Consider the following 25,939-nt stretch of genomic DNA (forward strand, 5'->3'; position numbering starts at 1 on the left):
CTCCTCGCCCGGCGGCGCTTCCCCGGAAACGGGGCCGCCGGGCCTGTCACCGGGTACGGAGCCGCCCCGCCCGCCGCCCTCGCCAAGGCGGGTCACTTATCATGAGGGCCGCCGGACTCGGCACCGGCGCGAAGGGGGCGGCACGATGCGGCGACGGACGACACGGCGGCAACCCGTCCTCGTCTATGACGGCGACTGCGCCTTCTGCACGTCCTCGGTCCGGTTCGCGGAGCGACGGCTGCGGCCGCGCTGCGAAGCGACCCCCTGGCAGTTCGCCGACCTCGCCCGCCTCGGCGTCGACCGGCGGCGCGCCGAACACGAGGTGCTGTGGGTGACCCCCGCCGGTTCCGTGTACGGCGGCGCCCAGGCCGTCGCCAGACTGCTGATGAGTTCGCGCGGCGGATGGCCGGTGGTGGGGGCGCTGCTCACCCTCCCGCCCGTGCGCTGGGTGGCCCACGCGGCGTACCGCCTCATCGCGCGCAACCGTCACCGGCTGCCGGGCGGTACGGCGGCCTGTGCGCTGCCGTCCTCCGCCCGGAGCAGCCGGCAGCCGTCGTAGCGCGGCCCGGCCGGACGGGGCCGGTCCCCTCGCGCGCGGCACGGCGCCCGGTGGCGTTCCGCCCTCGGGCGCTCCCCTCCGCCGCGGCGTCTCCCGGCCCGCCCCGGGTGGCTCAGGTACCGGACTTGCGGCCGTAGACGTAGACGTCGTCGCCGTTCTTGAGCAGGGACCAGTACTTCTTGGCGTCGTTGGTGCGCATGTTGACGCAGCCGTGCGAGCCGGGGGCCGACCAGACGCTGCCGCTGATGGAGTGGAAGGCCTGGCCGCCGTCGAAGAACTGGCTGTACGGCATGGCCACGTGGTACAGCGTCGACACATGGTGCAGATGGCGCCAGTAGATCTTCTTGGCGCCGGTGCGGGTCTCGTACCCGTCGCGCCCGCTGCGGATCGGGACCGGCCCGAACACCAGCTTCGAGCCGTCCTGGATCCAGCTGAGCTGGCGGGTCAGGTCGACGCAGGCGATCCGGCCCTTGGTGGTGGGGCACTTGTGTGCCTTGTTGGGGTTGTTCCCGGCGGCCTTCTGCTGGGCCACCAGGCTCATCACCCGCCAGGTGACCGGGCCGGCGTAGCCGATGTTCGGGGTGATGCCGTGGCTGGTCTGGAAGGCACGGATCGCCCGGCAGTCCGACGCCGACTGCCGGCCGTCCACCGGGAGCCCGAGGAACTTCTCGGCCTGCTTCTGGTACGGGCCGCGGCTCGCGGTGCAGGACGACGCGGAGGCGGCCTGGGCCGTGGAGCCGAAGGCCACCGTCAGCGGAAGGGTCAGCGCGGTGAGGGCGAGCGCCGCGCCCGCCCGGCGGCCGGCGCCGGACCCCGGTATCCGCAGGTTCAGTTGTCTTTTCATGCCCCGTAGGACCGTTTGTCCGACCCGTCGGTTGCATGCGTGACCGACCCGAAATATCTGACGGGCCGTGCCACGGAGCGACCGGGCCGGACAGGCCCCGGCCGGCCGGAATGATCCGGGCCGGCCGGGGCCGCGGCCGCGCCTACAGCACCACCGCGGCCTCCTGCCGGGCGTAGCTGAACCCGTCCTCGTCGAAGTAGAAGACCGCGATCTTCACCTTGTCGCCCTTGCCGAAGGAGGAGCCGGCGGCCGGGCGCAGGGCGACCTGCGCGGTGTGGCTGTTGGCGTCACAGGTGAGCTTGTCCTTCTTGACGGTGCCCGCGGCGACCGACCCGTCATGGCCGGCCTGCTTGGCCGCGTTGGCGACCAGCTGGTGGTTCATGCCGGGGTCGCAGGAGTAGGTGACCTTCACCTGCAGGCCCGGTGACTGCAGGGCGACCTGGCCGATGGCCAGGACGTTGGCCTTGGCCACCGCGGACGGCGCGGCGGCCAGGATGCCCGCGCCGACCAGGGCGGCGACGGCTGCGCTACCGGCGAGGCGGCGCCGGAGACGGGATGACTTCATGGAGTTTCCTTCCCCCCCTGCGCGGTCACCCCGGTCGAATGCGGAGGAGACATATCCGCTCGTACGGGTGACTGCGACAGCTCTTCATGGTGAATCCGGATCTTACGTGACCTCTCCCACGAATCCGCACACGCTTTCGCCGGCCCGTCCGGCCGGCGCGGTCCTCCGTCCGGAATCCGCCGCCACCTCCCGAGGGCGCACCCCCTGACACACCACCCCTCACTGACCCTCCGCACTCACGCGGCCACTTAGTGTGCTCATGGCGAATGGGTGCGGCCCCCGCGCCCGGCCGCCTCCCCGGGCTCCGCCGGGAGCCCCCTTCCGGAAGGGACGACGCATGATCCCCGATGCCCTGCGCGCCGAGTACGAGCAGCGCTTCTCCCTGTACGACACCGACGGCGACGGCTACCTGACCGCGGACGACTTCACCGAGCGGGCGCGCGTCCTGACGGCGGCGGTGGGCGAACCGGAGGGGTCCGCCAAGGCGCGGGCCCTGCAGGCGGGGATGCGCAACACCTTCGAGGAGCTCGCCGCCCTGGCGGAGGTGGACACCGCGGGCCGCCTGGACCGGGAACAGTTCGTCGCGGCGTTCACACGGGCCGGCACGACGGGCATGCTCGGCAGGGTCGTGGGGCCGTCGATCGCCGCGACCGTCGCCCTGGCCGATACCGACGGGGACGGCGTGGTCAGCCTGGCGGACTTCACGGCCGTGCACCGCGCGGCGGGGTACTCGGCCGCCCAGGCGGAGGCGGCGTTCCGGGCACTGGACCAGGACGGCGACGGACGGCTGAAGCTCGAAGCCTGGCAGGCCCCGTGAGCGAAGCGCCGCCGGCGGCGCCGACCGCTCACCGGAACGTCAGCGCGAGCTGCGCCAACAGCTCCGGGTCGCCCGCCAGGGCGGGGCGCAGGCCCAGGTAGCCGTCGGGGCGGATGAGGAATCCCTCGCCGCCGTGGGCGCCGTAGCTCTGCCGGAACGCGTCCCGGCCGTCGAGGACGACGGGCAGCGGCAGGCCGTCCGTCCGGAGCCCCGGGGCGACGATCACCCGGACGGCCAGCTGCCCGTGCGCCCTGGCGCGCGCCGCGTCCGCCACGCCGGCGAACGACGTCAGCTGGTCCTCGCCGTCCGCATAGAGCAGCAGGGTGTGCTCGTCGCCGCGCAGCACGTCGAACAGGCGGGACGGGAAGGCGGCGAGGTCGTAGCGGAGGCCGCCGCAGTCGGGGGCGCGGTCGCCCGGGGCCGGGCCCTGCCGGGGCGGGTGGTCCGTGCCGACGATCGGGCTGCCCCGGTATCCGACGAGGAGCTGGGCCTCGCGCCGGATGAGGGTCGACGGGTCGTCCGGGTCCGCCGGGACGCCCTCGCCGGCATGCCGGACCGTGCGCTGCACCACCTCCTCGCCCACGGGGCGGCGCTCGGCGTGGTAGCTGGACAGCAGCCCCTCGCTCGCGGTCGCGCGCACCGCCATGGCCAGCTTCCAGGCCAGGTTGCAGGCGTCCTGGATACCGGTGTTCATGCCCTGGGCGCCGGTGGGCGGGTGGATGTGGGCGGCGTCCCCCGCGACGAACACCCGGCCCTCGCCGTAGCGGTCCACCAGGCGGTGGCTGATGCGGAAGACCGAGGACCAGCGCAGGGCGGTGGCGGTGGCGGGCCGGGGCGCGAGCCGGTCCAGGACGGTCTGGATGTCGGCGAGGCCGGGCGCAGGACCGTCCTCCAGTCCGTGCAACACGCCTTCTTCGTCGGGCCGTTGGGGCCTTCGGGAGAGTGCGGGCGGAACGAGCATGGACATCCGGTAGCGCCGGCGGCCGGGCAGCGGAATGCACACCAGCAGGTCGTCGGTGCGCCCTTCGCTCCGGTGCAGGGACCGGACCGCGTAGCCCGGCGGCAGGTCCCAGTCGACCTCGACATCGCCCAGCATGTACTCCTCGGGGAAGGCGCCTCCCGCGAAGCCGAGCCCCAGGGTCGTGCGGACGACGCTGTGGGCACCGTCGCATCCGACGAGGAACTCGGCGCTCGTGCCCTCCTGTTCTCCGGTGGGCAGGGCGAGCCGGGCCCGGACCCCGCCCGCGTCCTGCGCGAAACCCAGCAGCTCGGTGCCCCGTTCGACCCGGCCTCCCCAGCGCGTGAGCGCCCCTTCGAGGAGGCGCTCGGTGTCGTTCTGCGGAAGGGCGGCGAAGCGGTACGGCACATCCGGCGGCAGGGTCAGCTCGATCCGCGCCTGCTGGACACCGTTGACGTACAGCAACTGGCCCCGGAGCGGGACCGCGGCCTCCAGGGCCTCCCGGACGATGCCCATGCGGTCCCAGATCTCCAACGTCCTGGGCTGGATGCCCACGGCCTTGGCGAACGGCTGCGGTGCGGGCAGCCGGTCGATGAGACGGCAGCGCACTCCTCGGCGCCGCAGCTCGCAGGCCATGGTCAGTCCCACCGGGCCCGCCCCCACGACCAGGACATCCACATCGGCCACGGCTGCCTCCCGGGCGACGACGCCCCTGTCTCCAATGCACCACAGCGCCCGATGCCTGTCCATTTCGCGCGAGCGCCCGCCTCGCACGGCCGCCGGCCCCTCTCCCCGCGCCCGTCGCCCCCTCGTGTGCGATGCGCCGTTGCACCAGGGTGGGACGGGCCGTTGCACCGCCGGGATGCCCGTGCGCGGTGCATGCGGACCTGCGCAGCGCATGCATCGTGTGCGCCGGTTGCGCTCGGCGGACACCCCGGGGCCGGGCAGGTGATCGCAGGCCACGGGGGTGTGCGGCGCCGTCGGCCCGGCGGGTGCGCCCCGCCCGTCTGAACTGGTGTGCCCGGCACAAGCACGGCCGCGGGCGGACGGCAAGGGGGCAGGCCCGGCGGCGACGGCGCTCCCGCGCGCTCTGCCGAGGCGAACTCGGGCCGTGGTTGTCTCTTCCCCGTCAAATTCCTGGCGCCGCCCGGAAATCGCGGTTCGTGCACCGTTCGAACGCGTACGCCGAAAACGCGCCAGGTTTTCTGCAGAACCGCCAGGAAACTGTGCGGCGAGCGACGGGAGTAGAGGCATGGAATGTGCGCGGGCATCGAAATCGCCTGCCCGGGGTGAATTCCGGGGCTATGGCGTGCGGGGCTTCACGGCAGCGGCCGTCCTGCTCGCGGCCGGCACGCTGAACCTGGCGTCCGGGCAGCCGGCCGAGGCCCGGTCCGGCGGGGTCTGGGACCGCCTGGCGGGCTGCGAGAGCGGCGGGAACTGGCGTATCGACACGGGGAACGGGTTCTCCGGGGGGCTGCAGTTCGCCCACTCCACCTGGCACTCCTACGGCGGCGGCGCCTACGCGTCACGGGCGGCGCGGGCGACCCGGTCCCAGCAGATCCAGGTGGCCGAGCGGGTGCTGGCCCGGCAGGGCTGGGGGGCCTGGCCGGCCTGCTCGGCGTCGCTGGGGCTCGACTCGGCCACCGCGCACCGCAGCGGGCGGACCGCCGCACGCCCCGCACCGCAGCGCCATGCCGCGCCGTCGGCGCGGGCGCGGGCCCGCCATCCGCAGTCCCATGAGAAGCGCTACAAAGTGGGGCGCCATCGGAGTACCGGCGGCCCGGTCGTGGTCAACTCCGGTGACACGCTGAGCGGCATCGCGTACGCGCACGGGCTCGGCTGGCGGGAATTCTACCGGCTCAACCGGCGGGTGATCGGGGCGAATCCGCATCTGATTTTCCCCGGCCTGCGACTGGCCGTGCCGCACTCCGGCGGCCACTGAGCACATAAGGAAATACCCGGAATTCCCCGGCCCGTCGCCGAGTGAATTCCGGTGCTGCTCCACCCTGTCACGCCGCGGTGGCCCGTCGGAGGGGACGGGCCACCGCGGGCCGTGCCGGCGGCCCGGCGTCGCCCGTTCCCCGCCGCATGCGCGTGCGGCGCGGCGTCGGCCGGGTCAGCCGGCGGTCGCGTACACCCGGTTGGCGAACTCCGCGATCTCCGCGTCGCTGAGGTTCTTGGCGAGGTTGGCCTCGGTGATCATTCCCACCAGCTGGTGGCCGCCCTTGACGTCGATCACCGGCAGGCGCTTGATGTGGTGCTCCTCCATGGTGCGCAGGACCTCGGAGGCGTCCGCGTCCGCGTCGATCCAGTGCAGCTCGCCCCCCATGGAACCGGACTGCACCGTCGCCGGATCGACCCCTTCGGCGCAACAGGTGACGACGATGTCGCGGTCGGTGACCATGCCCATGAGCCGGTTGTTGTCACCGCAGATGGGCAGGCAGCCGACGTCCAGGTCCCGCATCATCTTCGCCGCGTCCATCAGCGATTCGTGGGCACCCACACAGCGCGCCCCGCCGGACATGATGTCGCGGGCTCGCAGCTTGCTGGCCATGATTCCTCCTGTCTCAGGAGTGGTGATTTGCCTCGCTTCGATCACATCACGGATGGCCCCACGACGCTCACCGGGGCCGGGCCGGGGACACGGCCCGGCGGTGGTGCCCCGCGAAGAGCGGGCGCGCGCTGCCCCTCCCGGCAGCGGCGGATGTTCTGAAGGGCAACTACCCGCGTCCACAAGGGCTGTCCTGCGGCGACCGCCGGACCGGACGCCGTCACCGGGCGTAGGGTCGGACCCTGTGACGACGTCGAACCCTTTCTTCGAACCGAGTGAACTGCCCTACGGAATCCCGCCGTTCGCGCGGATCCGCACCGAGCACTTCCGCCCCGCCTTCGCCCGCGGCATGGCCGAGCAACTGGACGAGGTGGCGGCGATCGGCGCCTGCGCCGAGCCGGCGACCTTCGAGAACACCGTGGAGGCGCTGGAGCGCAGCGGCGCGGTACTGGGCCGGGTGTGCAGGGTGTTCTTCAACAAGGTGGCGACGGACACCGACGAGGAGATCCAGGCGATCGAGGTCGAGATCGCTCCCCGGCTGGCCGCCCATGACGATGCGCTGCTGCTCGACTCCGCGCTGTTCGCCCGGCTGGACGCGCTCTTCGAGCGCCGTGCGCAGCTCGGCTGCGACGCGGAGCAGCTGCGGCTGCTGGAGCGCCACCACACCAGCCGGGTCCGGGCCGGTGCGCGGCTCGCCCCGGAGCAGCAGCGGCGCCTGCGCGAGCTGAACGCCGCGATCGCCGCCCGCAGCACCGAGTTCGGGCAGAACCTCCGGGCGGCCACCGCGGCCGCCGCGCTCGTGCTGGACAGCGCCGAGGAACTGGCCGGTCTGCCCGCCGACCAGGTCGCGGCCGCCGCGGCGAACGCCCGGGCGCTGGGGCACGAGGGCAAGTTCGTGCTCAACCTCAAGAACTTCTCCCAGCAGACCGAACTCGCCGCGCTGGACGACCCGGCGCTGCGCGCACGCCTGCTCGCCGCCTCCCTCGGGCGCGGCGCCGACACCAACGGACCGGTCGCCGTCGCCCTGGCCGCCCTGCGCGCCGAGCGCGCCGCCCTGCTCGGCTACCCCAGCCACGCGGCCTGGGAGGTCGCGGACCGGACCGCCGGCACCACCGACGCCGTCGAGGACCTGCTCGGCCGGCTGGTCGCCCCGGCCACCGCCAACGCCGCGCGGGAGGGCGCCGCGCTGGCCGAGGCGGCCGGTGTACCGGAGGTCGGCGCGGCGGACTGGCAGTACTACTCGGAGCGGGTGCGCAAGGAGCGGTTCGCGGTCGACGCGTCGGTGCTGCGGCCCTATCTGGAGCTGGAGGCCGTGCTGCACGACGGTGTCTTCCATGCCGCCGGGCTGGTCTACGGGATCACCTTCACCGCGCGTCCGGACCTGGTGTCGTACCACCCGGACGCCCGCGTCTGGGAGGTGCACGACACCGACGGCAGCCCGCTCGGCCTGTACATCGGCGACTTCCACGCCCGGGAGTCCAAGCGGGGCGGCGCCTGGATGGACGCGCTGGTGCCGCAGTCCCGTCTGCTCGGCGACAAGCCGGTGGTGGTCAACAACCTGAATGTCGCCAAGCCCCCGGCGGGCGAGCCGGTGCTGCTGACCTGGAGCGAAGTCAACACGCTGTTCCACGAGTTCGGGCACGCGCTGCACGGCCTGTTCTCCGACGTGCGCTACCCGCTGCTGTCGGGCGCGCGGGTGCCGCGCGACTTCGTCGAGTTCCCCTCCCAGGTCAACGAGGTGTGGGCGGACTGGCCCGAGGTGCTGGCGCACTACGCCCGCCACCACGTCACCGGCGAGCCGATGCCGCCCGAGCTGCCGGCCCGGCTGCGCGAGGCGGAGACCTTCGGCGCGGGCTTCCGGATGGTGGAGCACCAGGCCGCCGCGGTGCTGGACTGGGCCTGGCACAGCCTCGCCGACGGCGAGGCGCCGGACGCCGACGGGGCGGCGGCGTTCGAGGCGGCCGCGCTGGAGCGTTACGGGCTCGCGGTGGCCGCGATCCCGCCGCGCTACCGCACCGGCTACTTCTCCCATGTCTTCGCCGGCGGCTACGCGGCCGGGTACTACGGCTACCGCTGGGCCGAGGTGCTGGACGCCGACACCGTGCGCTGGTTCCGCGAGAACGGCCGGACGATCCGCGAGAGCGGTGAGATCTTCCGCCGGGAACTCCTCTCGCGGGGCAACAGCGTCGACCCGCTCGACGCGTTCCGCGCGGTGGTCGGACGGGACCCGGACCTCGCGCCGCTGCTGGCGCGCCACGGACTGGACGGCTGACCCCGGGCGGCGGGGGCGGCCACCGTGGCGCCGGACCGGGCGGGATCCGGCCCGGCGGCGCACCGACGGTACCGATCCCACCGGCGGACCCGAACTCCCTCTGCCGACCGGGAACTTGCCGCCCGCGCCCGCACCCCGAGAGCTCGCGATCGCCCTCTCTAAGATCAGCAGTTATGGAACTTCGGCAGCTGCAGTACTTCGTCGCGGTGGTGGAGGAGGCCAACTTCACCCGGGCGGCCGCCCGGCTGCATCTGGCGCAGCCGGGGGTGAGCGCCCCGATCCGGCAGTTGGAAAGGGAGTTGGGGCAGCCGCTGCTGGACCGCTCCGGCCGTTCGGTGACCTTGACGGAGGTGGGCGCGAGCGTCCTCCCGTTCGCGCGGGCCGCGCTCGCCGCCGTGGAGGAGATCCGGCAGACCGTGGACGAGTTCGGCGGGCTGCTGCGCGGCCGGGTCCGGGTCGGGCTGGTCTCCGGCGCCAGCACCCGCAGGTTCGATCTGGCGTCGCTGCTGGCCGACTTCCACGACGCCCACCCGCAGGTCGAGATGTCCCTCACCGAGGACACGTCCGAGCGGATGCTCGCCGCCCTGCACGACGGCGCCCTCGACCTGGCGGTGATCGGCCTCGCGGACGAGGAACCGCCGGCGGGCGTCTCCTGCCGCATCGTGGTCGACGAGCCGCTCGTCGCCGCCGTCGCCCCCGACGACGCCCTCCTGGCGGCGCACGCCGGCCGTACGACCGTCCCGCTGGCCGCGCTCCGCGACCGCCCGTTGATCAGCCTGCCGCGCGGTACCGGTCTGCGCGGGGTGCTCGAACGCTGCTGCGCCCGAGCCGGTTTCCGGCCCCGGATCGCCTTCGAGGCGGCCGCCCCCCAGGTGCTGGCGCGGCTCGCCGCCCGTGGTCTCGGGGTGGCCGTCGTCCCGGCGCTGCCGGCGGCGGAGGCGGCGGCCGCCGGGCTGCGGACGCTGGAGATCACCGACCCGCGGCCGCGCGGCCGGGTCGCCCTGGCCTGGCGGACGGAGGGGCCCGCCGGCCCCGCGGCCAGGGCCCTCCTGGAGCGGCTGCGGACCAGCCTTCCCGTGCCGGGAGCCGGCGGGCCGTCACCGTCCGGACCGCGGACCGGGAGCGACCGGCCCGCGGCGGCCGGCGGCCACGCTCACCAGGCCGCCGGCGCGTAGTCCTTCAGGAAGCAGCCGAACAGGTCCTCGCCCGCTTCGCCGCGGACGATCGGGTCGTACACCCGGGCCGCTCCGTCGACCAGGTCGAGGGGCGCGTGGAAGCCCTCCGCGGCCAGGCGCATCTTGTCGGGGTGCGGGCGCTCGTCGGTGATCCAGCCGGTGTCCACGGCCGTCATGAGGATGCCGTCGGCGTCCAGCATTTCCCGGGCGCTGGTCCGGGTGAGCATGTTCAGCGCCGCCTTGGCCATGTTGGTGTGCGGGTGGCCGGGGCCCTTGTAGCCGCGGCTGAACTGGCCCTCCATGGCGGAGACGTTGACCACGTACTTCCGGCGCGCCGCGGCCGCCGCCATCGCCGGGCGCAGCCTGCTCACCAGCAGGAAGGGCGCGGTCATGTTGCACAGCTGGACTTCCAGCAGCTCGACCGGGTCGACCTCGTCCACCTTCTGGATCCAGGTGTTGGTCGGGTGCAGGTCCGGTACGAGGCCGCCGGCGTCGATCGCGGTGCCCGCCTCGATGCGGGCGGGGGTGGCGGAGCCCGTGGTCAGGGCGAGGGCGGTGATGTCCTCGGCGGTCAGCGCGCCGGGGTCGGCGGAGGCGGCGCTGAGGGCGGCGGGGGCACCGCTGCCGAAGTGGCCGAGGGTCACCGAGGCGGGCAGCTCCCCGGCGGGCAGCGGGGCGGACTCCGCGTCGATCAGCTGCCCGTACGCCTCGGGAGAGCGGCGGACGGTCTGGGCGGCGTTGTTGATCAGGATGTCGAGGGGGCCCTCGGCGCTCACCGCGTCGGCGAGCGCGATGACCTGGGCCGGGTCACGGAGATCGATTCCGACGATCTTCAGCCGGTGCAGCCACTCCGCGCTGTCCGGCATCGCCTTGAAGCGGCGGATGGCGTCATGGGGGAAGCGGGTGGTGATGGTGGTGTGGGCGCCGTCCCGCAGGAGGCGGAGGGCGATATACATGCCGATCTTGGCCCGGCCGCCGGTGAGCAGGGCGCGCCGGCCGCTGAGGTCCGTGCGGGCGTCGCGGCGGGACCGGTTCTCCTTGGCGCAGGGCGGGCAGAGCTGGTGGTAGAAGGCGTCGACCTCGACGTAGCGGCTCTTGCAGGTGTAGCAGGACCGGGGCCGCTCCAGGATGCCGGCGATCTCCGTGGTCACCGAGCTGGTGAGGGCCAGCCCCTGCGTCTCGTCGTCGATCCGGTCGGGCGCGCCGGTGGCCGTGGCCGCGGTCACGGCCCGGTCGTTGGCGGTCTTGGCCGCCCGGCGCTCCTGCCGGCGGCGCTGCTTGACCGTGCGGTAGATGCCGGCGGTGGCGCGCCGTATGGTGATCGCGTCCGGGTGGTCGACGGGCAGCGTGTCGAGCTCCTCCAGCACGCTCAGGCAGACCGCCATCCGCTCCGCGTCGATACCCGTGCCCTCGGCCCGGCCTGTTTCGGTCACCGTCATTGCCGCTGCCGCTTCCCTGGGATCGTGTGTTCTATTCGTACTTCGGCGGAACTGTAATGAGACGGGGGCTTCGGTGCCAAACCCGGCGGGCCGGGGCGCCCGCGCCCGCCGGGACACGGCGGCGCCCCCTCGGCGCGTTGCGACGCACCGGTCACGGGGGAGGGGCCCGGCGCGCCGTTCGCACCGGACCCCTCCCCCGCGTCGCCGGGCCCTGGTCAGTGGGCCTGGTCGTGGCTCAGTTCGATGTCGAACGCGCCGTGACCGTCGGCCCCCAGGTGCAGCGGGGTGGCGACCGGCGGGTAGCCGGCGGCGATCAGCGTGTACTCACCGCTGTCGAGGTCGGTGAAGACGTACTCGCCGTCCTGGCCGCTGGTGGCGCTGGCCACCACATTGCCCGCCGGGTCCAGCAGGGTCACCCGGGCGTCGTCCACCGGGCCGCCGCGCACCGTACGGACCGTGCCGCGGACCTGGGCGCCGAGCGTCAGCCGCACCTCGTACCAGTTGCGGTCGCCGGAGGTGACCTCCACCTGGAGGGCGGACGGGCGGTGGTGCTCGGCGCTGACGGCCAGGGTGTAGCTGCCCGGGGTCAGTTCACCGAACGCGAAGCCGCCGTCCTGGCCGGCCACGCCCGAGGCCACGACCTCGCCGCGGACGTCGGTGGCCACGACGAGTGCGCCGGGCACCGGGTCGTCGCCCTTCTCCTCGCGGACCTCGCCCGAGAGACCGGCCGCGCCGCTGAGGGTCAGGTCGAACGAGACGGGCTCGCCGCCCACCACCACCGTCACGGCCTGCGGCCGGCGGGCCCCCGCCGAGCCGATCAGCACGTAGGTGCCGGGGCCCGTCGTGGGCAGGGTGTAGCCGCCGTCGGCCGCGGTCGACGTCCGGCCGAGCTGCCGGCCGCCGACGCTGATCAGGGTGACCGCGGCCTGCGCCACCGGACGGCCCGCGCCGTCCCGCACCGTGCCCCGGATCGCCGGGCCGGTCGTGCCGGCGCCGCGGTCCGCGGCTCCCGAGGGGGCCGCGGCGAGGACCGGTACGGCGTCGGCGGCCGGAGCGTCGGCCGGCCCGGACGGCGCCTCGGCGACCGCCGTGTCGGCCCCGTGCCCGGCACCGTTCGCCGCGCCCTCCACGGCACCGCCCGCTCCCCCGGCGGCCTCCGCCTCGGCCTGCGCACGCGCCTCCAGACCGGAGATCTGCCGCAGCGGCACCTCCTTGATGAACCACATCAGCAGGAAGGCCAGGGCGACGACGACCGCGCCCATGAGGAACACGGTGTGCATCGAGTCCGCGAAGCCGCGCTTGAACGGCTCGGCCAGCCGCGGGTCGAGGTGCTGGATGAAGGACGAATCACTGAGCACGCCCGAGGAGTTGCCGTTGCCGGGGTGCTTGAGCATGTCGAGCACCGGCTTGTTGGCGGGGTCGTGCAGCACCGCGGGGTCGCGCAGCGCGGCCTGGAAGCGCTCGGTGGACGCGGCGTCCTTGAACGCCGCGGAGATCTTGTCGCCGACGGTGCTGAACAGCACCGACAGGAAGATCGCGGTACCCGCCGTGGCGCCCATCTGCCGGAAGAAGGTGGACGAGGCGGTCGCCACGCCCATGTCCCGCGGCGGCACCGCGTTCTGCACGGCCAGCACCAGGGTCTGCATACAGCCGCCCAGGCCCAGGCCGAAGACCAGCATGTAGATCATGGTCTCCCACAGCGGGGTGTCCCACTGGACCCGGAAGTGGAAGAGCAGCATCGCCGCGATCATCAGCGCGGTGCCGATGATCGGGAAGATCTTGTAGCGGCCGGTCTTGGCGGTGATCTGGCCCGAGGCGATGGAGGCGATGAACATGCCCGCCATCAGGGGCAGCATCTCCAGGCCGGACTTGGTCGGGCTGGCGCCCTTCACGAGCTGGAGGTACTGCGGGATCATCAGCATCCCGCCGAACATGCCCATGCCGATCAGCACGGACAGCAGGCTGGTCTTGCTGAAGGTGCCGTTGCGGAACAGCCGCATCGGGATCAGCGCGTCGTCGCCGATCCGCCGCTCGACGAAGATCCAGGCGATGATGCCGACGACGCCGATGACGTAGCAGGCGATCGACCGCGACGAGTCCCAGCCCCACTCCCGGCCCTGTTCGGCGACGAGCAGCAGCGGAACGACGCCGATGGAGATGGTGAGCGCGCCCCACCAGTCGATGCGGTGATCGCGCCTGGTGTGCGGGATGTTGAGCACCTTCGCGACCACGAACAGCGCGATGATGCCGATCGGCACGTTGACCAGGAAGACCCAGCGCCAGCCGGTGATGCCCAGGAGCTGGTCCTGTCCGGCGAGCGCCCCGCCGATCAGCGGTCCGGCGACGCTGGAGGTGGCGAAGGTGCCCAGCATGTAGCCCTGGTAGCGGGCGCGTTCGCGGGGCGGGACGATGTCACCGATGATCGCCAGCGCCAGGGACATCAGACCGCCGGCGCCCAGGCCCTGCACCGCCCGGAAGGCGGCGAGTTCGGTCATCGAGGTGGAGAACGTGCACAGCACCGAGCCCGCGACGAAGACGGTGATCGCCGTCAGGTAGTACGGCTTGCGGCCGTGCAGGTCGGACAGCTTGCCGTACAGCGGGGTGGCGATCGTCGAGGTGATCAGGTACGCGGTGGTCGCCCAGGCCTGCTCGCTGAGGCCGTGCAGATCGTCGGCGATGGTCCGGATGGAGGTGCTGACGATGGTCTGGTCGAGCGCGGCGAGGAACATCCCCAGCATCAAGCCGCTGAGGATGGTGAGGATCTGACGGTGGCTCAGGGACCCGGGTCCGGGTATCGCCTCGGCTCCCGCGGCGGGCGGGGAGGTGGCTGTGCTCATGTACGTATGTCTCCCTGCTCCACGGCCCCGCCCTGGTCTCCCCCGGGGCCCAGCCGTGTGTGTTGTCGTTCTGCCATGTCCTCGTTGAGACGGCCCAGCAGCCGGATGAGGTCGGCCCGGTCGCCGGGCGACCAGGGTTCGAGGAGCGCGGCCAGTTCGGCGTCGCGCTGCCGGCGGTAGTGCGCGAAGGCGGCACGTCCGGCGTCGGTCGCCGCCAGCAGCGACCCCCGGCGGTCCTCCGGGTCGGGGCGGCGGGTCACCAGTCCCCGCTCGACCAGCGAGCGCACCTGGCGGCTGACGGTCGACAGGTCGAGGAACGCGTCGGCGGCCAGATCGGTCGCCCGCTGGTCCCCGCCGACCACCAGCCGGGCCAGCAGCACCCGGTCGGCGGCGCCGCCGTCGGTCTTGGCGCGCTGCTTCCACGCCGCGATCAGCCGGGAGAAGCGGACGATCTCCGTTCCCAGTCCGGCGGCCGCCTCGTCGAGTCCCGACGCGGCGGTGACCTGCGGAGCAGCCCGGTCGCAGGCATGGACCGTGCCCTTACTCATCGTCGTGATCCCTCGCGGTGATGTTGTCGGTCCGCTGAATACCTTGCTTGTATCCAGCAAGCATAGCGGCTGGATGCGTCTGCTCCGCACCACCCGGCACCGGGTGACGGGAGTGGCGACGGGGGTGAGAAAGTACCCCCGGCGGTCCGGACCGGCCGCCGCCCCCTCCGATCCGGCCGGGAGACCGTCGTGCACCTTCCCCCTGAACTTCTCGCGCTGCTGCGCCGGCCGAGCCCCTGCTTTCTGGCCACCTCGATGCCCGACGGCTCCCCCCAGCTGACCCAGACCTGGGTCGACACCGACGGCACCCATGTGCTGATCAACAGCGTCCGCGGCCATGTGAAGACCCGGAACATCGCGCGCGATCCCCGCGTCGCCGTGGCCGTCAGCGACCCCGAGCACCCCGCGCGCTACTTCCAGGTGCGCGGCCGGGTGGTCGAGACCACGACCGAGGGCGCGGTCGAGCACATCGAGCAGCTCGCCCGGAAGTACCTCGGCGGGCCCTACCCCTGGTACGGCGGCCGCGACGAGGAGCGGGTCCTCTTCGTCATCGCGCCGGAGAGCATCAGCGGCACGGGCTGAGGCACGCCCGTCCCGGAGTGCCGTGCGGGGTACGCCGCCGGGCCGCGGCATGGCACGCTGGCCGGCGGAACGGCACCGCAGGTCAGACGGAAGGGCAAGACGATGAGTTCGCACGGCGGCACCCCCCGGCGGGCAGCGCTCGCGACCTGGCCGACCCCGCTGGAGCCGGCGCCGCGGCTGGCCCGCGCGCTCGGCCTCGGGGCGGACGACCTGTGGATCAAGCGCGAGGACCTCACCGGGCTCGGCGGCGGCGGGAACAAGGTCAGGAAACTGGAGTGGATCTGCGGTGCGGCGCTCGCCGAGGGCGCCACGACCCTGGTGACGACCGGCGCCGCACAGAGCAACCACGCCCGGCTGACCGCGGCCGCCGGCCAACGGCTCGGGCTCGATGTGGTCCTGGTGCTGGCCGGCGCGGCCGGTGACTCGGCCTCCGGGAACCTCGTCCTCGACGGCCTCTTCGGGGCCAGGGTCGTCTGGGCCGGAGACGTGAGCGGCAGCGGGCTCGCGGCCGCGGCCCGGGGCGTGGCGGAGCGGCTCCGGGAGCGGGGAGCCGTCCCGGCGCTGATTCCGCTGGGCGGCTCCAGCCCGCTGGGGGCGTACGGCTATGCCGAGTGCGGGCGCGAACTCCTGGGCCAGGCCCCCGACCTGGACACCGTCGTCGTCGCCCTGGGGTCCGGCGGCACGATGGCCGGGCTGGTCGACACCCTCGGCCCCGGGAAGGTGCTGGGCGTCGACTGCGGGGCGGTGCCCGACCCGGCGGGCACGGTCACCGGCCTGGTCACCGCGCTGTCCGGCACCGTCCACACACCGGAGAGCCTGCGGCTGCGACGGGACCAGGTCGGCGCCGGGTACAGCACGTTGACCGAGGAGTCGATGGACGCCCTGACGCTGGCGGGCCGTACGGAGGGCATCGCCCTCGACCCGGTCTACACCGGGCGCGCGCTGGCCGGGCTGCGGGCGGCGGTGCGGGACGGGAGCGTGGCTCCCGGGCGGCGCACCGTCCTGCTGCACTCCGGCGGGCTGCCGGGCCTGTTCGGCCACGGCGACGCCGTCGCCCGCTGCCAGGAAGCGCTCACGGTCCTGCCGCTCCACGAGTGAGCGCGGCGGCGCGGACGCCGGCCGGGGGTCAGATCTCGGGGAAGGCGTCGGGGACGCCGAGGGTGCCCGCGACGGCGTGCCAGATGGCCGCCTGGGCGGCGGGGAGGTCGATGCGGGGGTCGCCCAGCATCAGCCGGATGCCGAACCCGTCGCTCAGGGAGACCAGGAGGGTGCTGACCGCCTCCACATCGCAGTCGCTGAACTCGCCCGACGCGATGCCCCGCCGGACGGCCTCGCCGATCCAGGTGTGCAGCTGGTCGTACAGGTCGACGGCGAAGTGGCGGGCGGTCTCGTCGCGCAGGGCCCGCACCCACAGCTCCTGCCACAGCCGCCAGTCCTGCCGCAGTTCGGGGTCGGTGGGCAGCATGTTGTGCAGGATGCGGGCGAGGACCACCGAGGCGGGCACCGAGTCGGCGTCGCGTTCGAGTTCCGTGCCGGTCTGGGCGAAGGAGTGCGTCATCGCCTCGGCGAAGAGCCGCTCACGGTTCTCGAAGTGGTAGTGGAGCAGGGCGGTGGACACACCGGCGTGTTCCGCGACCATCCGCATCCGGATCTTCTCGAAGCCGACCTCGGCGATCACTTCGCACGCGGCGGACAGGATCCGTTCCCGCGTTTCGAGAGTGCGTTCAGCCTTGGCCACGTGAGTGCTCCCCGGGTCGGTGTCGGTGTCCTCGGCGGTCCGGCGGGCCCGCCGGGTCCATCTTCCCGCATCGGCGCCCTCGGCGGTCCGCCGCCCGGCGGGGTCAGGGGTAGGAGTGGAAGCCCCGGCCCGACTTGCGGCCGAGGAGGCCCGCGTCGACCATCCGGGACAGCAGCGGCGGGGGCGCGTAGCGGGGCTCGCGGAACTCCTCGTAGAGCGATTCGGCGATCGCCCGAGTCGTGTCGAGGCCGATCAGGTCGGCCAGGGCGAGCGGCCCCAGCGGGTGGGCGCAGCCCAGCCGCATCCCGCGGTCGATGTCGTCCGCCGAGGCCGCGCCGGACTCGGCCATCCGCACCGCGTCCAGCAGGTAGGGCACGAGCAGGGCGTTGACGAGGAACCCGGCGCGGTCCGCGGCGCGCACCACGTCCTTGCCCAGCACGTCGGCGGCGAAGGAGTGCGTCCTGCGGACGGTGTCGTCGCCGGTCAGCAGGGAGGGCACCAGCTCGACGAGCGGCAGCACCGGCACGGGGTTGAAGAAATGCAGGCCGATGACCTGCTGGGGGCGGGCGGTGGCCGCGGCGAGGCGGATGACGGGGAGGGAGGAGGTGTTGGTCGCCAGGATCGCGTCCGGGCGCCGGACCACCTCGTCGAGCCGGGTGAAGACGGCCAGCTTCGCCCGCTCGTCCTCGGCGACGGCTTCGACGACCAGGTCACGGTCGGCCAGCGCCGCCAGGTCGGTGCCGACCGTGATCCGGGCGAGCGCGGCGTCCCGGTCCCCGGCGGAGAGCCGGCCGGCCGCCGGGGCGCGTTCCAGGGAGCCGGTGATCCGGCGGAGCCCGGCGTCCGCGGCGGCCGGGCCGGTCTCGACGACGTGCACCTCCCGGCCCGCACGGGCACACACCTCGGCGATGCCGGAGCCCATCAGGCCGCAGCCCACGACCCCGACTGTTTCGACTGCACGCTGCGACATCGCTCCTCCTGGGCCGGTGCTCCGGGACGTCTCGCGGGTCCCGCCCGGCGGGTGAGGGCGCCGGGCGGGGTACGGCGGGGGCGGGGCCGGGTGCCCCGGCCGGTGACCGGGGTGCCCGGCCGGGTCAGGAGGCGGTGGGCAGTTGCAGGACGCCGGTGCCCCGCTTGACCAGTTCGCCGGCGATGATCAGGCGCTGGATCTCGGAGGTTCCCTCCCAGATCCGGTCCACCCGCAGCTCGCGGTAGAGCCGCTCGACCGGGTACGAACGGTCGTAGCCGCGCCCGCCGAAGATCTGCACACAGCGGTCGATGACCCGTCCGGCCGCCTCGCTCGCCGCGAGCTTGGCGATGGCCGCCTTGGCGTGCAGCGTCTTGCGGTCGACGGTGCCCTCGTCGACCTCCCAGGCGACCTGGTGGGTGTAGGCCCGGTTGACGGCGATGTCCACCGCGCAGTCCGCCAGCATCCCCTGCACCAGCTGGAAGTCGGCGATCGGCGACCCGAACTGCCGGCGCTCCACCGCCCAGTCCCGCGCCAGCCGGAGCGCCCGTTCCGCGGCGCCGGTGGTACGGGCCGCGATCATCAGCCGTTCCTCGGTGAACCAGGACCGGGTGATGTCATAGCCGTTGCCCACTCCCCCGAGCACGGCGTCCTCGGGGACCCGCACCCCGGTGAAGGTGAACTCGGGGTGCTCGTAGACGAAGGTGTGCATGAAGCGCGGCACCCGGGTCATCTCGATGCCGGGGGTGTCCTTGTCGACGAGGAAGAGCGTCGGCTCCCGGTCCGGGCCCGCGGCGGCGAGGACGATCATGAAGTCGGCGTGGTCGCCGACGGTCACGAACCACTTCTCGCCGTTGAGCGTCCAGCCGTCGGCCGTCCGCATCGCGGTGGTCGCCAGGTTCTGCGGGTCGGATCCGGCGCCGGGCTCGGTCACCGCGTAGCAGTCGCGGCGCTCGCCGCGGATGACCGGTTCGAGGAAACGCGCGCGCTGGGCGGGGGTGCAGAAGCGCAGGGCGTTGGCGGGGCGCCAGACGGTGTCCCACAGGGCGCCGGTGAGCTGCCCCAACTCCTCCTGGACGATGGCCTGTTCCAGGATGGTCAGCCCGGCGCCGCCCCACTCCCGGGGCATGTTGACGGCCTGCAGGCCGGAGGCGAGGACGGCGTCGCGGATGGCGGCGTGGTCGTCCGCCGTCAGGCCGTTGTTCTCCTCGCAGTCGGTCTCGTACGCGGTGAGGGTCTCGGTGAGTTCGCGCGCGGTGCGCTTGAGGTCCGCCTGGCGGGGGGTGAGACGGAAGTCCATGTCAGTCCTCGGAGTCGATGGGGTGCCGGGTGGGGTGGTGGCCGCGGTCAGGGCAGGGGCAGGTCGAGGGCGCGGGTGCCGCGCTTGATCAGCTCGTTGGCGATGATCAGGCGCTGGATCTCGGAGGTGCCCTCCCAGATCCGGTCCACCCGCAGCTCGCGGTAGAGCCGCTCGACCGGGTACGAACGGTCGTAGCCGCGCCCGCCGAAGATCTGCACACACCGGTCGATGACCCGGCCCGCCGCCTCGCTCGCCGCGAGCTTGGCCGTCGATGCCTTGGCGTGCAGCGCCTTGGGGTCGGCGCCCGGCTGGTCGGCCTCCCAGGCGACCTGGTGGGTGTAGGCCCGGTTGACGGCGATGTCCACCGCGCAGTCCGCCAGCATCCCCTGCACCAGCTGGAAGTCGGCGATCGGCGCCCCGAACTGCCGGCGCTCCACCGCCCAGTCCCGCGCCAGCCCGAGGGCCCGCTCGGCGGCGCCGGTGGTACGGGCCGCGATCATCAGCCGTTCGTCGGTGAACCATTCCTTGGTGAGTTCGTAGCCGTTGCCGACGCCGCCGAGGACGTCCTCGTCGGGCACGAAGACGTCGGTGAAGGTGAACTCGGGGTGCCCGTTCACCGCGGAGTGCATGAAGCGCGGCACCCGCGTCATCCGGACGCCCGGTGCCTGCTTGTCGACGAAGAAGAGGGTCGCGGCCCGCTCCGGTCCCGCATCGGCCTGCACCAGCAGGAAGTCGGCGACGTCGCCGCAGGTGACGAACCACTTCTCGCCGTTGAGCAGCCAGCCGCCCTCGGTGCGGGTGGCGGTACTGGTGCCGGAGGAGGGGTCGGAGCCCGCGCCGGGTTCGGTCACCGCGAAGGCGTCGAAGCGCTCGCCCCGGATGACCGGGAGGAGGTACTTCTCCCGCTGGGCCCGGGTGCCGTACGCCAGCACGTTCGCGGGCCGCCAGGGCATGTCCCACAGGCAGTTGGTGACCTTGCCGAACTCCTCCTCGACGATGACCTGGTCGAGCAGCGACAGCCCGGGGCCGCCCCACTTCTCTGGCATGTTGATGGCGTAGACGCCGGCGTCGATCGCGGCCCGGGTCAGTTCCCTGACGGTGTCGGCCGGCAGCGGTCCGCCGGCCTCCTCGGCCTGGTCCTCGTAGCGGAAGAGCAGCTCGGTGTAGGCGGCGGCGCGGGCCTTCAGATCGGCCTGGCGGGCGGTGTAGCGGAAGTCCATGGTTCCTCCGGGGCGGCGGGCGGGGCGGGCGTCAGGCCGGTACGGCGCGGGCGTCGAGGGCGAGGGCGCCGTCCGGGCGGACGAGCAGCGGGTTGACCTCGATCTCGGCGATCTCGGGGTGGGCGGCGGCGAGCGTGGTGAGGCGCTCGATCACGGCCGCCGCCGCGGTCAGGTCCACGGCGGGGCGGCCGCGGACACCGTGGAGGAGCGCGGCGGTCCGCAGCCCGGTCAGCAGCTGTACGGCGCGGGCCGCCGGGACGGGGGCCAGGGCGAAGGCGACGTCGTGCAGGGCCTCGGTGAGCACTCCGCCCAGGCCGACCATGGCGACCGGGCCGAACCGGGGGTCGCGCCGGACCCCCACGATCAGCTCGACGCCGTCGGTCAGGTCGGCCATCGCCTCGACGGAGTAGGAGGCGGCGCCGAGCCGGGCGTGCATCTCCCGGAAGGCGGCGAGGAGCGCGGCCCGGTCCGGCAGGGCCAGGGCGACCCCGCCGGCGTCGGACTTGTGCAGGAGGTGGAGGGCCTTGAGGACGTAGGGGCCCTCGAACGCGTCGGCAGCGGCGTGCAGTTGGGCTTCATCGGCGATCTCACGGGCCGCGGGGAAGGGCACCCCGGCGGCGCTCAGCAGGGCGCGGACGCCGTGGTAGCCGGGGTCGCGCAGCGGTGCCGCGGCCGGTGGCAGCGGGCGGACGCCGGGCGGTCCCGCGGCCTCGTCCGCGGTCATGGCGGCCAGCGCGCGGGCCGCGTCCTCGGTGGCGGCGAACACCGGTATGCCCGCCTCGACCAGCGTCCGGCAGCTGGGTGCGTCCGGGAACATCGACTGCACCACCAGGGGTTTGGCGGTGCGCGCCGCATGGGCGGCCATCTGCTGCGCGGTCTCCAGCTCGCCCGCCGCGAGGGCGCTCCCGCCGCCCGCGGTGCCGCTCTCGGCCGCCGGGCCGCCCAGGCCGCCGGTCGCCGCCGAGTAGCCGCCGAAGTACCCGGTCAACACGACCGAGTCGACCTCGTCCAGGGCGAGCAGCGCGGAGACGGTGTCGCCGTAGGAGTGCGGGTTCTGTTCCCCCATCCCGGCGAGGTCGACGGGGTTGCCCACCGCGGACTGTTCCCACAGCAGCGTCCTGAGCCGGTCCTGCGCGGCGGGCCCGAGTTCGGGCACGGCCAGCCCGGCGGCCTCGGCGGCGTCGGCGGCGATGGCGCCGTGGCCGCCGCCGTCCGTGCAGACCGCGGTGCGGTGTCCGGTGGCGCGCCGCCCGCCGTGCAGCGCGGCGAGGACGACGGTCATCTCGTGGGGGGTGGCGACCAGTTCGACGCCGGCGTCGCGGCAGGCGGCGGCCACGACGTCGGCGGAGGTGGTCAGGGCGCCGGTGTGGGACTGGGCACCGCGCGCGGAGGCGGCGCCCCGCCCGGCGGTGAGCAGGACCACCGGTTTGCCCGCGGCGGCGGCCGCCTCGGCGAAGGCCCGGCCGTCGCCGAAGTCCTCCGCGTAGACGGCGATGGCCCGGGTGGCGTCGTGCCGGGCGGCGTCCTCGATCAGGTCGACGAGGGTGACATCGGCCTGGTTGCCCAGCGAGACGAAGCGGGAGAAGCCCAGCCCGTGCGGGGCGCAGCGGAGTTGGAGTTCGAGGGCGAGGTTGCCGCTCTGGCTCAGCAGGGCGATGCCGCCGGGCGCGAAGCGGTCGGAGGCGAGGTAGAGCTCGGTGGTGTTGTCGGTGATGCCGAGGCAGTTGGGGCCGACGAGGACGGCGCCGGCGGCACGTACCCGGTCGGCGACGGCCTGCTGGCGGGCCAGCCCGGCGGGGCCGGTCTCGGCGAAGCCGGCGGTGATGCCGACGAGGGCGCGGGCCCCGCAGGCGAGTGCCTCGTCGACGGCGGCCTCGAAGCCGGCGCCCGGTACGGCGATCACCACGAGGTCGACGGGTTCGCCGATTCCGGCGAGCGAGGTGGCCGCGGTGCGCCCGAGGACCGTGCCGCCCCGGCGGTTCACCAGGTGGACGGGCCGGCGGTCGGGTGCCCGCAGGGCCTGGGCGGCGACCGCGTGGCCGTACTTCGCCGGGTCGTCACTGGCTCCGACCACCGCGACCGACTTCGGGTCGAACAGCGCCGACAGATCACGTCCCATGGTCACCTCTCCAGCCGGAGCGCGGAGTTGGGGCAGGCTTCGGCGGCGGCGCGGGCGGCGTCTTCCGAGGCGCCCGGCGCGGGGTCGGCGGTGACGGCGGCGTAGCCGAACTCGTCGAGGTCGATGAGGTCCGGTGCGGGTTCCTGGCACAGGCCGTAGCCCTGGCAGCGGGTGGCGTCGAGACGGAGTTTCACGGCGGTCGTCCTTTCAGCGGGGGGAGGCGGCGGAGCGGGGGCGGGGCACGGCGGCGCGGGCGACGTGCGGGACGGGGACGGTGAGCCGGCCGGCGTCGGCGGGCGAGGCGCAGCCGGGACAGGGGGCGTCGAGGTGGGCGCGGACCAGGTCGGGGAAGGCGCGCAGCAGACTGCCGGCCGTGCCCGCGGCGGCGTCGAGCAGGCCGCAGGCGCCGCGGCCGGGCAGTGCGGTGGACCAGCGCCGCAGCCGGGTGAGGAGGCCCGCGTCGGCGGTGCCGTGGGTCAGGGCGCCGAGGGCGTCGCGTACGGAACCGGTGCCCGCGACGCAGATGCCGCACTGCCGGGCGCTCTCGGCGGCGAGATGGGCGACGGCGGCGGAGGCGAGGGACACCGGGCACTCGTCGGGGGCGAGGAAGCGGATCGCCCCGCAGCCCAGTGCCGTGCCCGCGGCCGCGAGGGTGTCGGGGTCCAGCGCCAGGTCGAGTCGGCCGGGGCCGAGCAGTCCGCCGAAGAGGCCGCCCATGAGGACGCCGGCCGGCTCGGGGGTGCCCTGGGCCCGTGCCAGGGTCCGCAGGGTGCAGCCGTAGGGCACCTCGGCGAGCAGGGGTGCGGCGCCGCGGCCGGCGAGCGTGACCAGGGTCGCGCGGGCGGCCGGGCGCCGGCGGTCCGGCCGGGCGGCGATGAGCGCGATCCGGGCCAGGGTCTCGACGTTGGCGACGAGCGTCGGGGCGCCGCCGACGCCCTGCTGGAAGGGGCGGGGCGGTTTGGCGGTGGGCAGGGCGGGGCCGCCGTTGATCCGGCGGACCACGGCGGTCTCCTCCCCCGCGACATAGGTGTGGTCGGTGTCGACGACGTCGCACGGCAGCCGGGGCGTCCGCTCGGCGAGCGCCCGGCGGATCCGCTCGCCGGCCACGGTGTCGGAGACGTAGACGTAGCCGCGTTCCGCGCCGGTGATCTCCGCGGCGCGCGCCAGCCCGTCCAGGACCAGGTGCGGGCGGGCCCGCAGCAGCCAGCGGTCCTTGACGGAGCCGGGCTCGCCCTCCTCGCCGTTGGCCACGACGACGGGGCGGGGCCCGGCGTCGCGGACGGCGCGGAGCTTGGCCGCGGCGGGGAAGCCGGCGCCGCCCCGCCCGCGCAGGCCGTCGAGGCGGTCGAGGAGCTCCGCCGCGCCGATCGCGCCTCGGTAGCCGCCGGCGGCCAGATACGCGCGGACGTCCTCGGTCACGCCCGGTGCCGTGCCGAGCACGGAGGGGGCGCCCGGCGGTATCAGGGAGTCGATCCCGGTCATCCTCGGTCTCCGTCCGGTGGGGCGGTGCGCAGGGCGCGCACCACGCGTTCCAGGGCTCTGCGGTCCGCGGCCGTCCGGTCGTACCCCGGTCCGGGCAGGCCGATCAGCATGCGGTGGTGGTCCAGTACGACCTCGGCCGCGCGGAGGGCGGCCCGGCGGTCGCCGGGGCTCTCCCGGCCGGCGACCGCCGTCACCAGGCCGGTCACCTCGGCGAGGTAGCGGAGCCAGCCGCGCTGGGTGCCGTGCAGGATCAGGCGCTCGACGCGGCGCCGCTCGGCCTCGGCCGCCTCCTCGGGGGCCGGGGCCGTCCGCCGGGCGGCGGTGCGCAGGGCCGCGACGGTGGCGGGCAGTTCCCGTTCGGGTTCGGGGGTGAGCCCGAGCCAGATCAGGTTCCGACGACCGCTCATGCGTGCCTCCGGGGAGAGGGGTGGGGTGCCGGGCCGCCGGACGGGGCGTCGCCGTGGCCAGGTGCCGGGGTGCAGTGCCGTTGCGGGGGGGGACCGGGGCGCGGCGCGCCCGCTCGCTTCCGGGATCCGTGCGGCGGAGCGCCGGAGCAGCGACACGACTAAGCTAACTAATCAATTAGTCAGGACACAAGTCTTGACTTCGTTGAAACCCGCCAGCAATCTGACTGACCAATTAGTCAGCACGGATCCGGTGCGCCGGTCCAGGGACGTGCCACCGCGCCCTGCCCGCCACGGCCCCGGGCACCCCGTGCGGCACGGAGGAGTGACCCCGATGCACCCCGAAGCCACCACGACACCGACGGCACAGGACGTCCCCGGGCAGGCGCTGCCCGCCCGCTACTACACCGACCCGGCCACGGCCGCCGCCGAGACACGGCACATCTTCGCCAGGTCCTGGCAGCTGGTGTGCCACGAGTCCGACCTCCCCGGCCCCGGCGCCCGGCTCGCGGCCACCGTCGCCGACCGCGAGGTCCTGGTCGTCCGCACCGAGGACGGCACCCTGGCCGGGCACCTCAATGTGTGCCGGCACCGCGGCACCCGTCTGGTCGCCGCCCCCGAGGCGTCCGGCAAGGCCATCCGCTGCCCGTACCACGGCTGGACGTACAAGCTCGACGGGCGGCTGGTCGGCGCGCCCGAAGCCCGGCAGATCCCCTGCCTGGACAAGCCCTCGCTCGGCCTCTTCCCGGTCCGGGTGGAGTCGTTCCTGGGGTTCGTCTTCGCCAACCTCGACCCGGCCGCCGTGCCGCTGGCCGAGCAGTGCGCCGGGCTGGCGAAGGCCGTCGGCCACTACGCGGGCAGCGACCTGGTACCAGTCGGCCGCAGCCGCATCCACGACCTGGCCGGCGCGGAGGTACAGCACGCCAACTGGAAGGTCGCCGTCGACAACTACCTGGAGGGCTACCACGTCCCGGTCGCCCACCCCGGGCTGATGCGGCTGCTGGACTACCAGGGGTACACCTGCGAGACCGACGGGTCCTACGCCCTGTTCGCCTCGCCGCTGCGCGACAAGCCGTCCTCGAACTGGGCCGAGCGGCTCTACCAGCGCCTCGCCTCCCCCATGCCCGGCCTCACCGAGGCCGACCGGCGGATCTGGCGGTACGCCGTGATCTACCCCAACACACTCATCGACTTCTACCCCGACCATGTGCTTGCCTGGACCGCCATACCGACGGCGGTCGACCGGGTGGCCGTCCCCGGCGCGTTCTACACGCGGCGCGGGACGAGCGCGCGGACCCGGCTCGCGCGCCGGCTCAACATCCACATCGGCTGGATCACCAATGACGAAGACGCCGAACTGGTGTCCCGGGTGCAAAAGGGCCTCGGCACCCCGGGCTTCGAGCCGGGCCCCCTGTCCCGCCGCGAGGCCGCGGTCGGCTGGTTCGCCGACCGGGTACGCACCGACCTCGGCGGCGCGATGCGCTGACCCCCACCGGTGAGACAGCGCCACGAGCCGTCCCCCTCGGCGCGCGCCGCCCCGCGCCACGGCTGACAGGTCCCGC

General features: G+C 74.1%; 23 protein-coding genes. 8 read left to right on the forward strand and 15 right to left on the reverse strand.

Translation table 11 applies throughout. The features are described from left to right. Positions 1-145 precede the first annotated feature (145 nt). The gene (locus tag K7396_RS01685; protein WP_086715120.1) at positions 146-559 is read left to right on the forward strand and encodes a thiol-disulfide oxidoreductase DCC family protein; all 414 of its coding nucleotides are present in this window, start codon (positions 146-148) and stop codon (positions 557-559) included. A 112-nt stretch (positions 560-671) separates the two neighbouring features. On the opposite strand, the gene K7396_RS01690 is transcribed toward K7396_RS01685, so the two are convergent. Together K7396_RS01690 and K7396_RS01695 are read right to left on the reverse strand one after the other, a co-directional pair. Beyond that, on the reverse strand, positions 672-1,403 hold the full coding sequence (locus K7396_RS01690) for a L,D-transpeptidase family protein (RefSeq protein ID WP_086715122.1): 732 nt from the start codon (positions 1,401-1,403) through the stop codon (positions 672-674). Positions 1,404-1,545: 142 nt separating this feature from the next. Beyond that, positions 1,546-1,968, reverse strand: a complete 423-nt coding sequence (locus K7396_RS01695; protein WP_086715124.1) for a hypothetical protein — start codon at positions 1,966-1,968, stop codon at positions 1,546-1,548. 337 nt (positions 1,969-2,305) lie between these two features. On the opposite strand from K7396_RS01695, the gene K7396_RS01700 reads away from it, so the two are divergent. Further along, a complete protein-coding gene (locus tag K7396_RS01700) occupies positions 2,306-2,785 on the forward strand; it encodes an EF-hand domain-containing protein (protein WP_086715126.1) in 480 nt (159 codons plus the stop codon). 28 nt (positions 2,786-2,813) lie between these two features. Here the strand turns inward: K7396_RS01700 and K7396_RS01705 are convergent, their stop codons facing one another. After that, entirely contained in the window at positions 2,814-4,430 is a 1,617-nt protein-coding gene (locus tag K7396_RS01705) for an FAD-dependent monooxygenase (RefSeq protein WP_086715127.1), read from the reverse strand. Positions 4,431-5,052: 622 nt separating this feature from the next. Between K7396_RS01705 and K7396_RS01710 the strand changes: the two genes are divergently transcribed. Next, a complete protein-coding gene (locus K7396_RS01710) occupies positions 5,053-5,685 on the forward strand; it encodes a LysM peptidoglycan-binding domain-containing protein (RefSeq protein ID WP_223659561.1) in 633 nt (210 codons plus the stop codon). A 174-nt stretch (positions 5,686-5,859) separates the two neighbouring features. Here K7396_RS01710 and K7396_RS01715 read toward each other — a convergent pair whose 3' ends face one another. Next, complete coding sequence (locus K7396_RS01715; protein WP_086715131.1) at positions 5,860-6,297, reverse strand: CBS domain-containing protein; 438 nt, start codon at positions 6,295-6,297, stop codon at positions 5,860-5,862. Between the two features lie 241 nt (positions 6,298-6,538). Between K7396_RS01715 and K7396_RS01720 the strand changes: the two genes are divergently transcribed. Continuing rightward, a complete protein-coding gene (locus K7396_RS01720) occupies positions 6,539-8,566 on the forward strand; it encodes a M3 family metallopeptidase (protein WP_086715133.1) in 2,028 nt (675 codons plus the stop codon). Positions 8,567-8,739: 173 nt separating this feature from the next. After that, positions 8,740-9,741, forward strand: coding sequence for a LysR family transcriptional regulator (locus K7396_RS01725; RefSeq protein WP_086715135.1), 1,002 nt, complete (start codon positions 8,740-8,742; stop codon positions 9,739-9,741). Here K7396_RS01725 and K7396_RS01730 read toward each other — a convergent pair. From K7396_RS01730 to K7396_RS01740, 3 genes are all read right to left on the reverse strand, one after another. Beyond that, complete coding sequence (locus tag K7396_RS01730) at positions 9,720-11,180, reverse strand: SDR family NAD(P)-dependent oxidoreductase (RefSeq protein WP_086715137.1); 1,461 nt, start codon at positions 11,178-11,180, stop codon at positions 9,720-9,722. The genes K7396_RS01725 and K7396_RS01730 overlap by 22 nt on opposite strands. Before the next feature lie 215 nt (positions 11,181-11,395). Continuing rightward, complete coding sequence (locus K7396_RS01735) at positions 11,396-14,017, reverse strand: MFS transporter (RefSeq protein WP_086715139.1); 2,622 nt, start codon at positions 14,015-14,017, stop codon at positions 11,396-11,398. Then, positions 14,014-14,565 (reverse strand): MarR family winged helix-turn-helix transcriptional regulator, encoded by a 552-nt coding sequence (locus K7396_RS01740; RefSeq protein ID WP_086715142.1) that lies wholly within the window; start codon positions 14,563-14,565, stop codon positions 14,014-14,016. Before K7396_RS01740 ends, K7396_RS01735 begins: the two co-directional genes overlap by 4 nt. A gap of 189 nt (positions 14,566-14,754) precedes the next feature. Here K7396_RS01740 and K7396_RS01745 point away from each other — a divergent pair, with 189 nt between their 5' ends. After that, positions 14,755-15,147, forward strand: coding sequence for a PPOX class F420-dependent oxidoreductase (locus K7396_RS01745; protein ID WP_086715145.1), 393 nt, complete (start codon positions 14,755-14,757; stop codon positions 15,145-15,147). A 102-nt stretch (positions 15,148-15,249) separates the two neighbouring features. Then, entirely contained in the window at positions 15,250-16,245 is a 996-nt protein-coding gene (locus tag K7396_RS01750) for a D-cysteine desulfhydrase family protein (protein WP_086715147.1), read from the forward strand. Between the two features lie 28 nt (positions 16,246-16,273). Here K7396_RS01750 and K7396_RS01755 read toward each other — a convergent pair whose 3' ends face one another. The 8 genes from K7396_RS01755 to K7396_RS01790 form a co-directional block, all read right to left on the reverse strand. Next, positions 16,274-16,885 carry a TetR/AcrR family transcriptional regulator gene (locus K7396_RS01755; RefSeq protein WP_086715149.1) on the reverse strand — a complete coding sequence of 204 codons (612 nt, stop codon included), beginning with the start codon at positions 16,883-16,885 and terminating at the stop codon, positions 16,274-16,276. A gap of 103 nt (positions 16,886-16,988) precedes the next feature. Beyond that, positions 16,989-17,855, reverse strand: a complete 867-nt coding sequence (locus tag K7396_RS01760) for a 3-hydroxybutyryl-CoA dehydrogenase (protein WP_086715151.1) — start codon at positions 17,853-17,855, stop codon at positions 16,989-16,991. A gap of 124 nt (positions 17,856-17,979) precedes the next feature. Next, on the reverse strand, positions 17,980-19,152 hold the full coding sequence (locus K7396_RS01765) for an acyl-CoA dehydrogenase family protein (protein ID WP_086715152.1): 1,173 nt from the start codon (positions 19,150-19,152) through the stop codon (positions 17,980-17,982). 47 nt (positions 19,153-19,199) lie between these two features. Continuing rightward, positions 19,200-20,372 carry an acyl-CoA dehydrogenase family protein gene (locus K7396_RS01770; RefSeq protein WP_086715154.1) on the reverse strand — a complete coding sequence of 391 codons (1,173 nt, stop codon included), beginning with the start codon at positions 20,370-20,372 and terminating at the stop codon, positions 19,200-19,202. 31 nt (positions 20,373-20,403) lie between these two features. After that, a complete protein-coding gene (locus K7396_RS01775; protein ID WP_086715156.1) occupies positions 20,404-22,491 on the reverse strand; it encodes an acetate--CoA ligase family protein in 2,088 nt (695 codons plus the stop codon). 2 nt (positions 22,492-22,493) lie between these two features. Beyond that, positions 22,494-22,685: a ferredoxin gene (locus K7396_RS01780; RefSeq protein ID WP_152104223.1), complete on the reverse strand. Its 192-nt coding sequence runs from the start codon at positions 22,683-22,685 to the stop codon at positions 22,494-22,496. A gap of 13 nt (positions 22,686-22,698) precedes the next feature. Then, positions 22,699-23,973 carry an NADH-ubiquinone oxidoreductase-F iron-sulfur binding region domain-containing protein gene (locus K7396_RS01785; protein ID WP_152104222.1) on the reverse strand — a complete coding sequence of 425 codons (1,275 nt, stop codon included), beginning with the start codon at positions 23,971-23,973 and terminating at the stop codon, positions 22,699-22,701. Beyond that, a complete protein-coding gene (locus K7396_RS01790) occupies positions 23,970-24,380 on the reverse strand; it encodes a hypothetical protein (RefSeq protein ID WP_086717014.1) in 411 nt (136 codons plus the stop codon). Before K7396_RS01790 ends, K7396_RS01785 begins: the two co-directional genes overlap by 4 nt. 331 nt (positions 24,381-24,711) lie before the next feature. On the opposite strand from K7396_RS01790, the gene K7396_RS01795 reads away from it, so the two are divergent. After that, entirely contained in the window at positions 24,712-25,863 is a 1,152-nt protein-coding gene (locus tag K7396_RS01795) for an aromatic ring-hydroxylating oxygenase subunit alpha (RefSeq protein ID WP_107421160.1), read from the forward strand. The last annotated feature ends 76 nt before the right edge of the window (positions 25,864-25,939 follow it).

The sequence above is a fragment of the Streptomyces angustmyceticus genome (genome assembly GCF_019933235.1).
Classification (GTDB): Bacteria; Actinomycetota; Actinomycetes; order Streptomycetales; family Streptomycetaceae; genus Streptomyces; species Streptomyces angustmyceticus.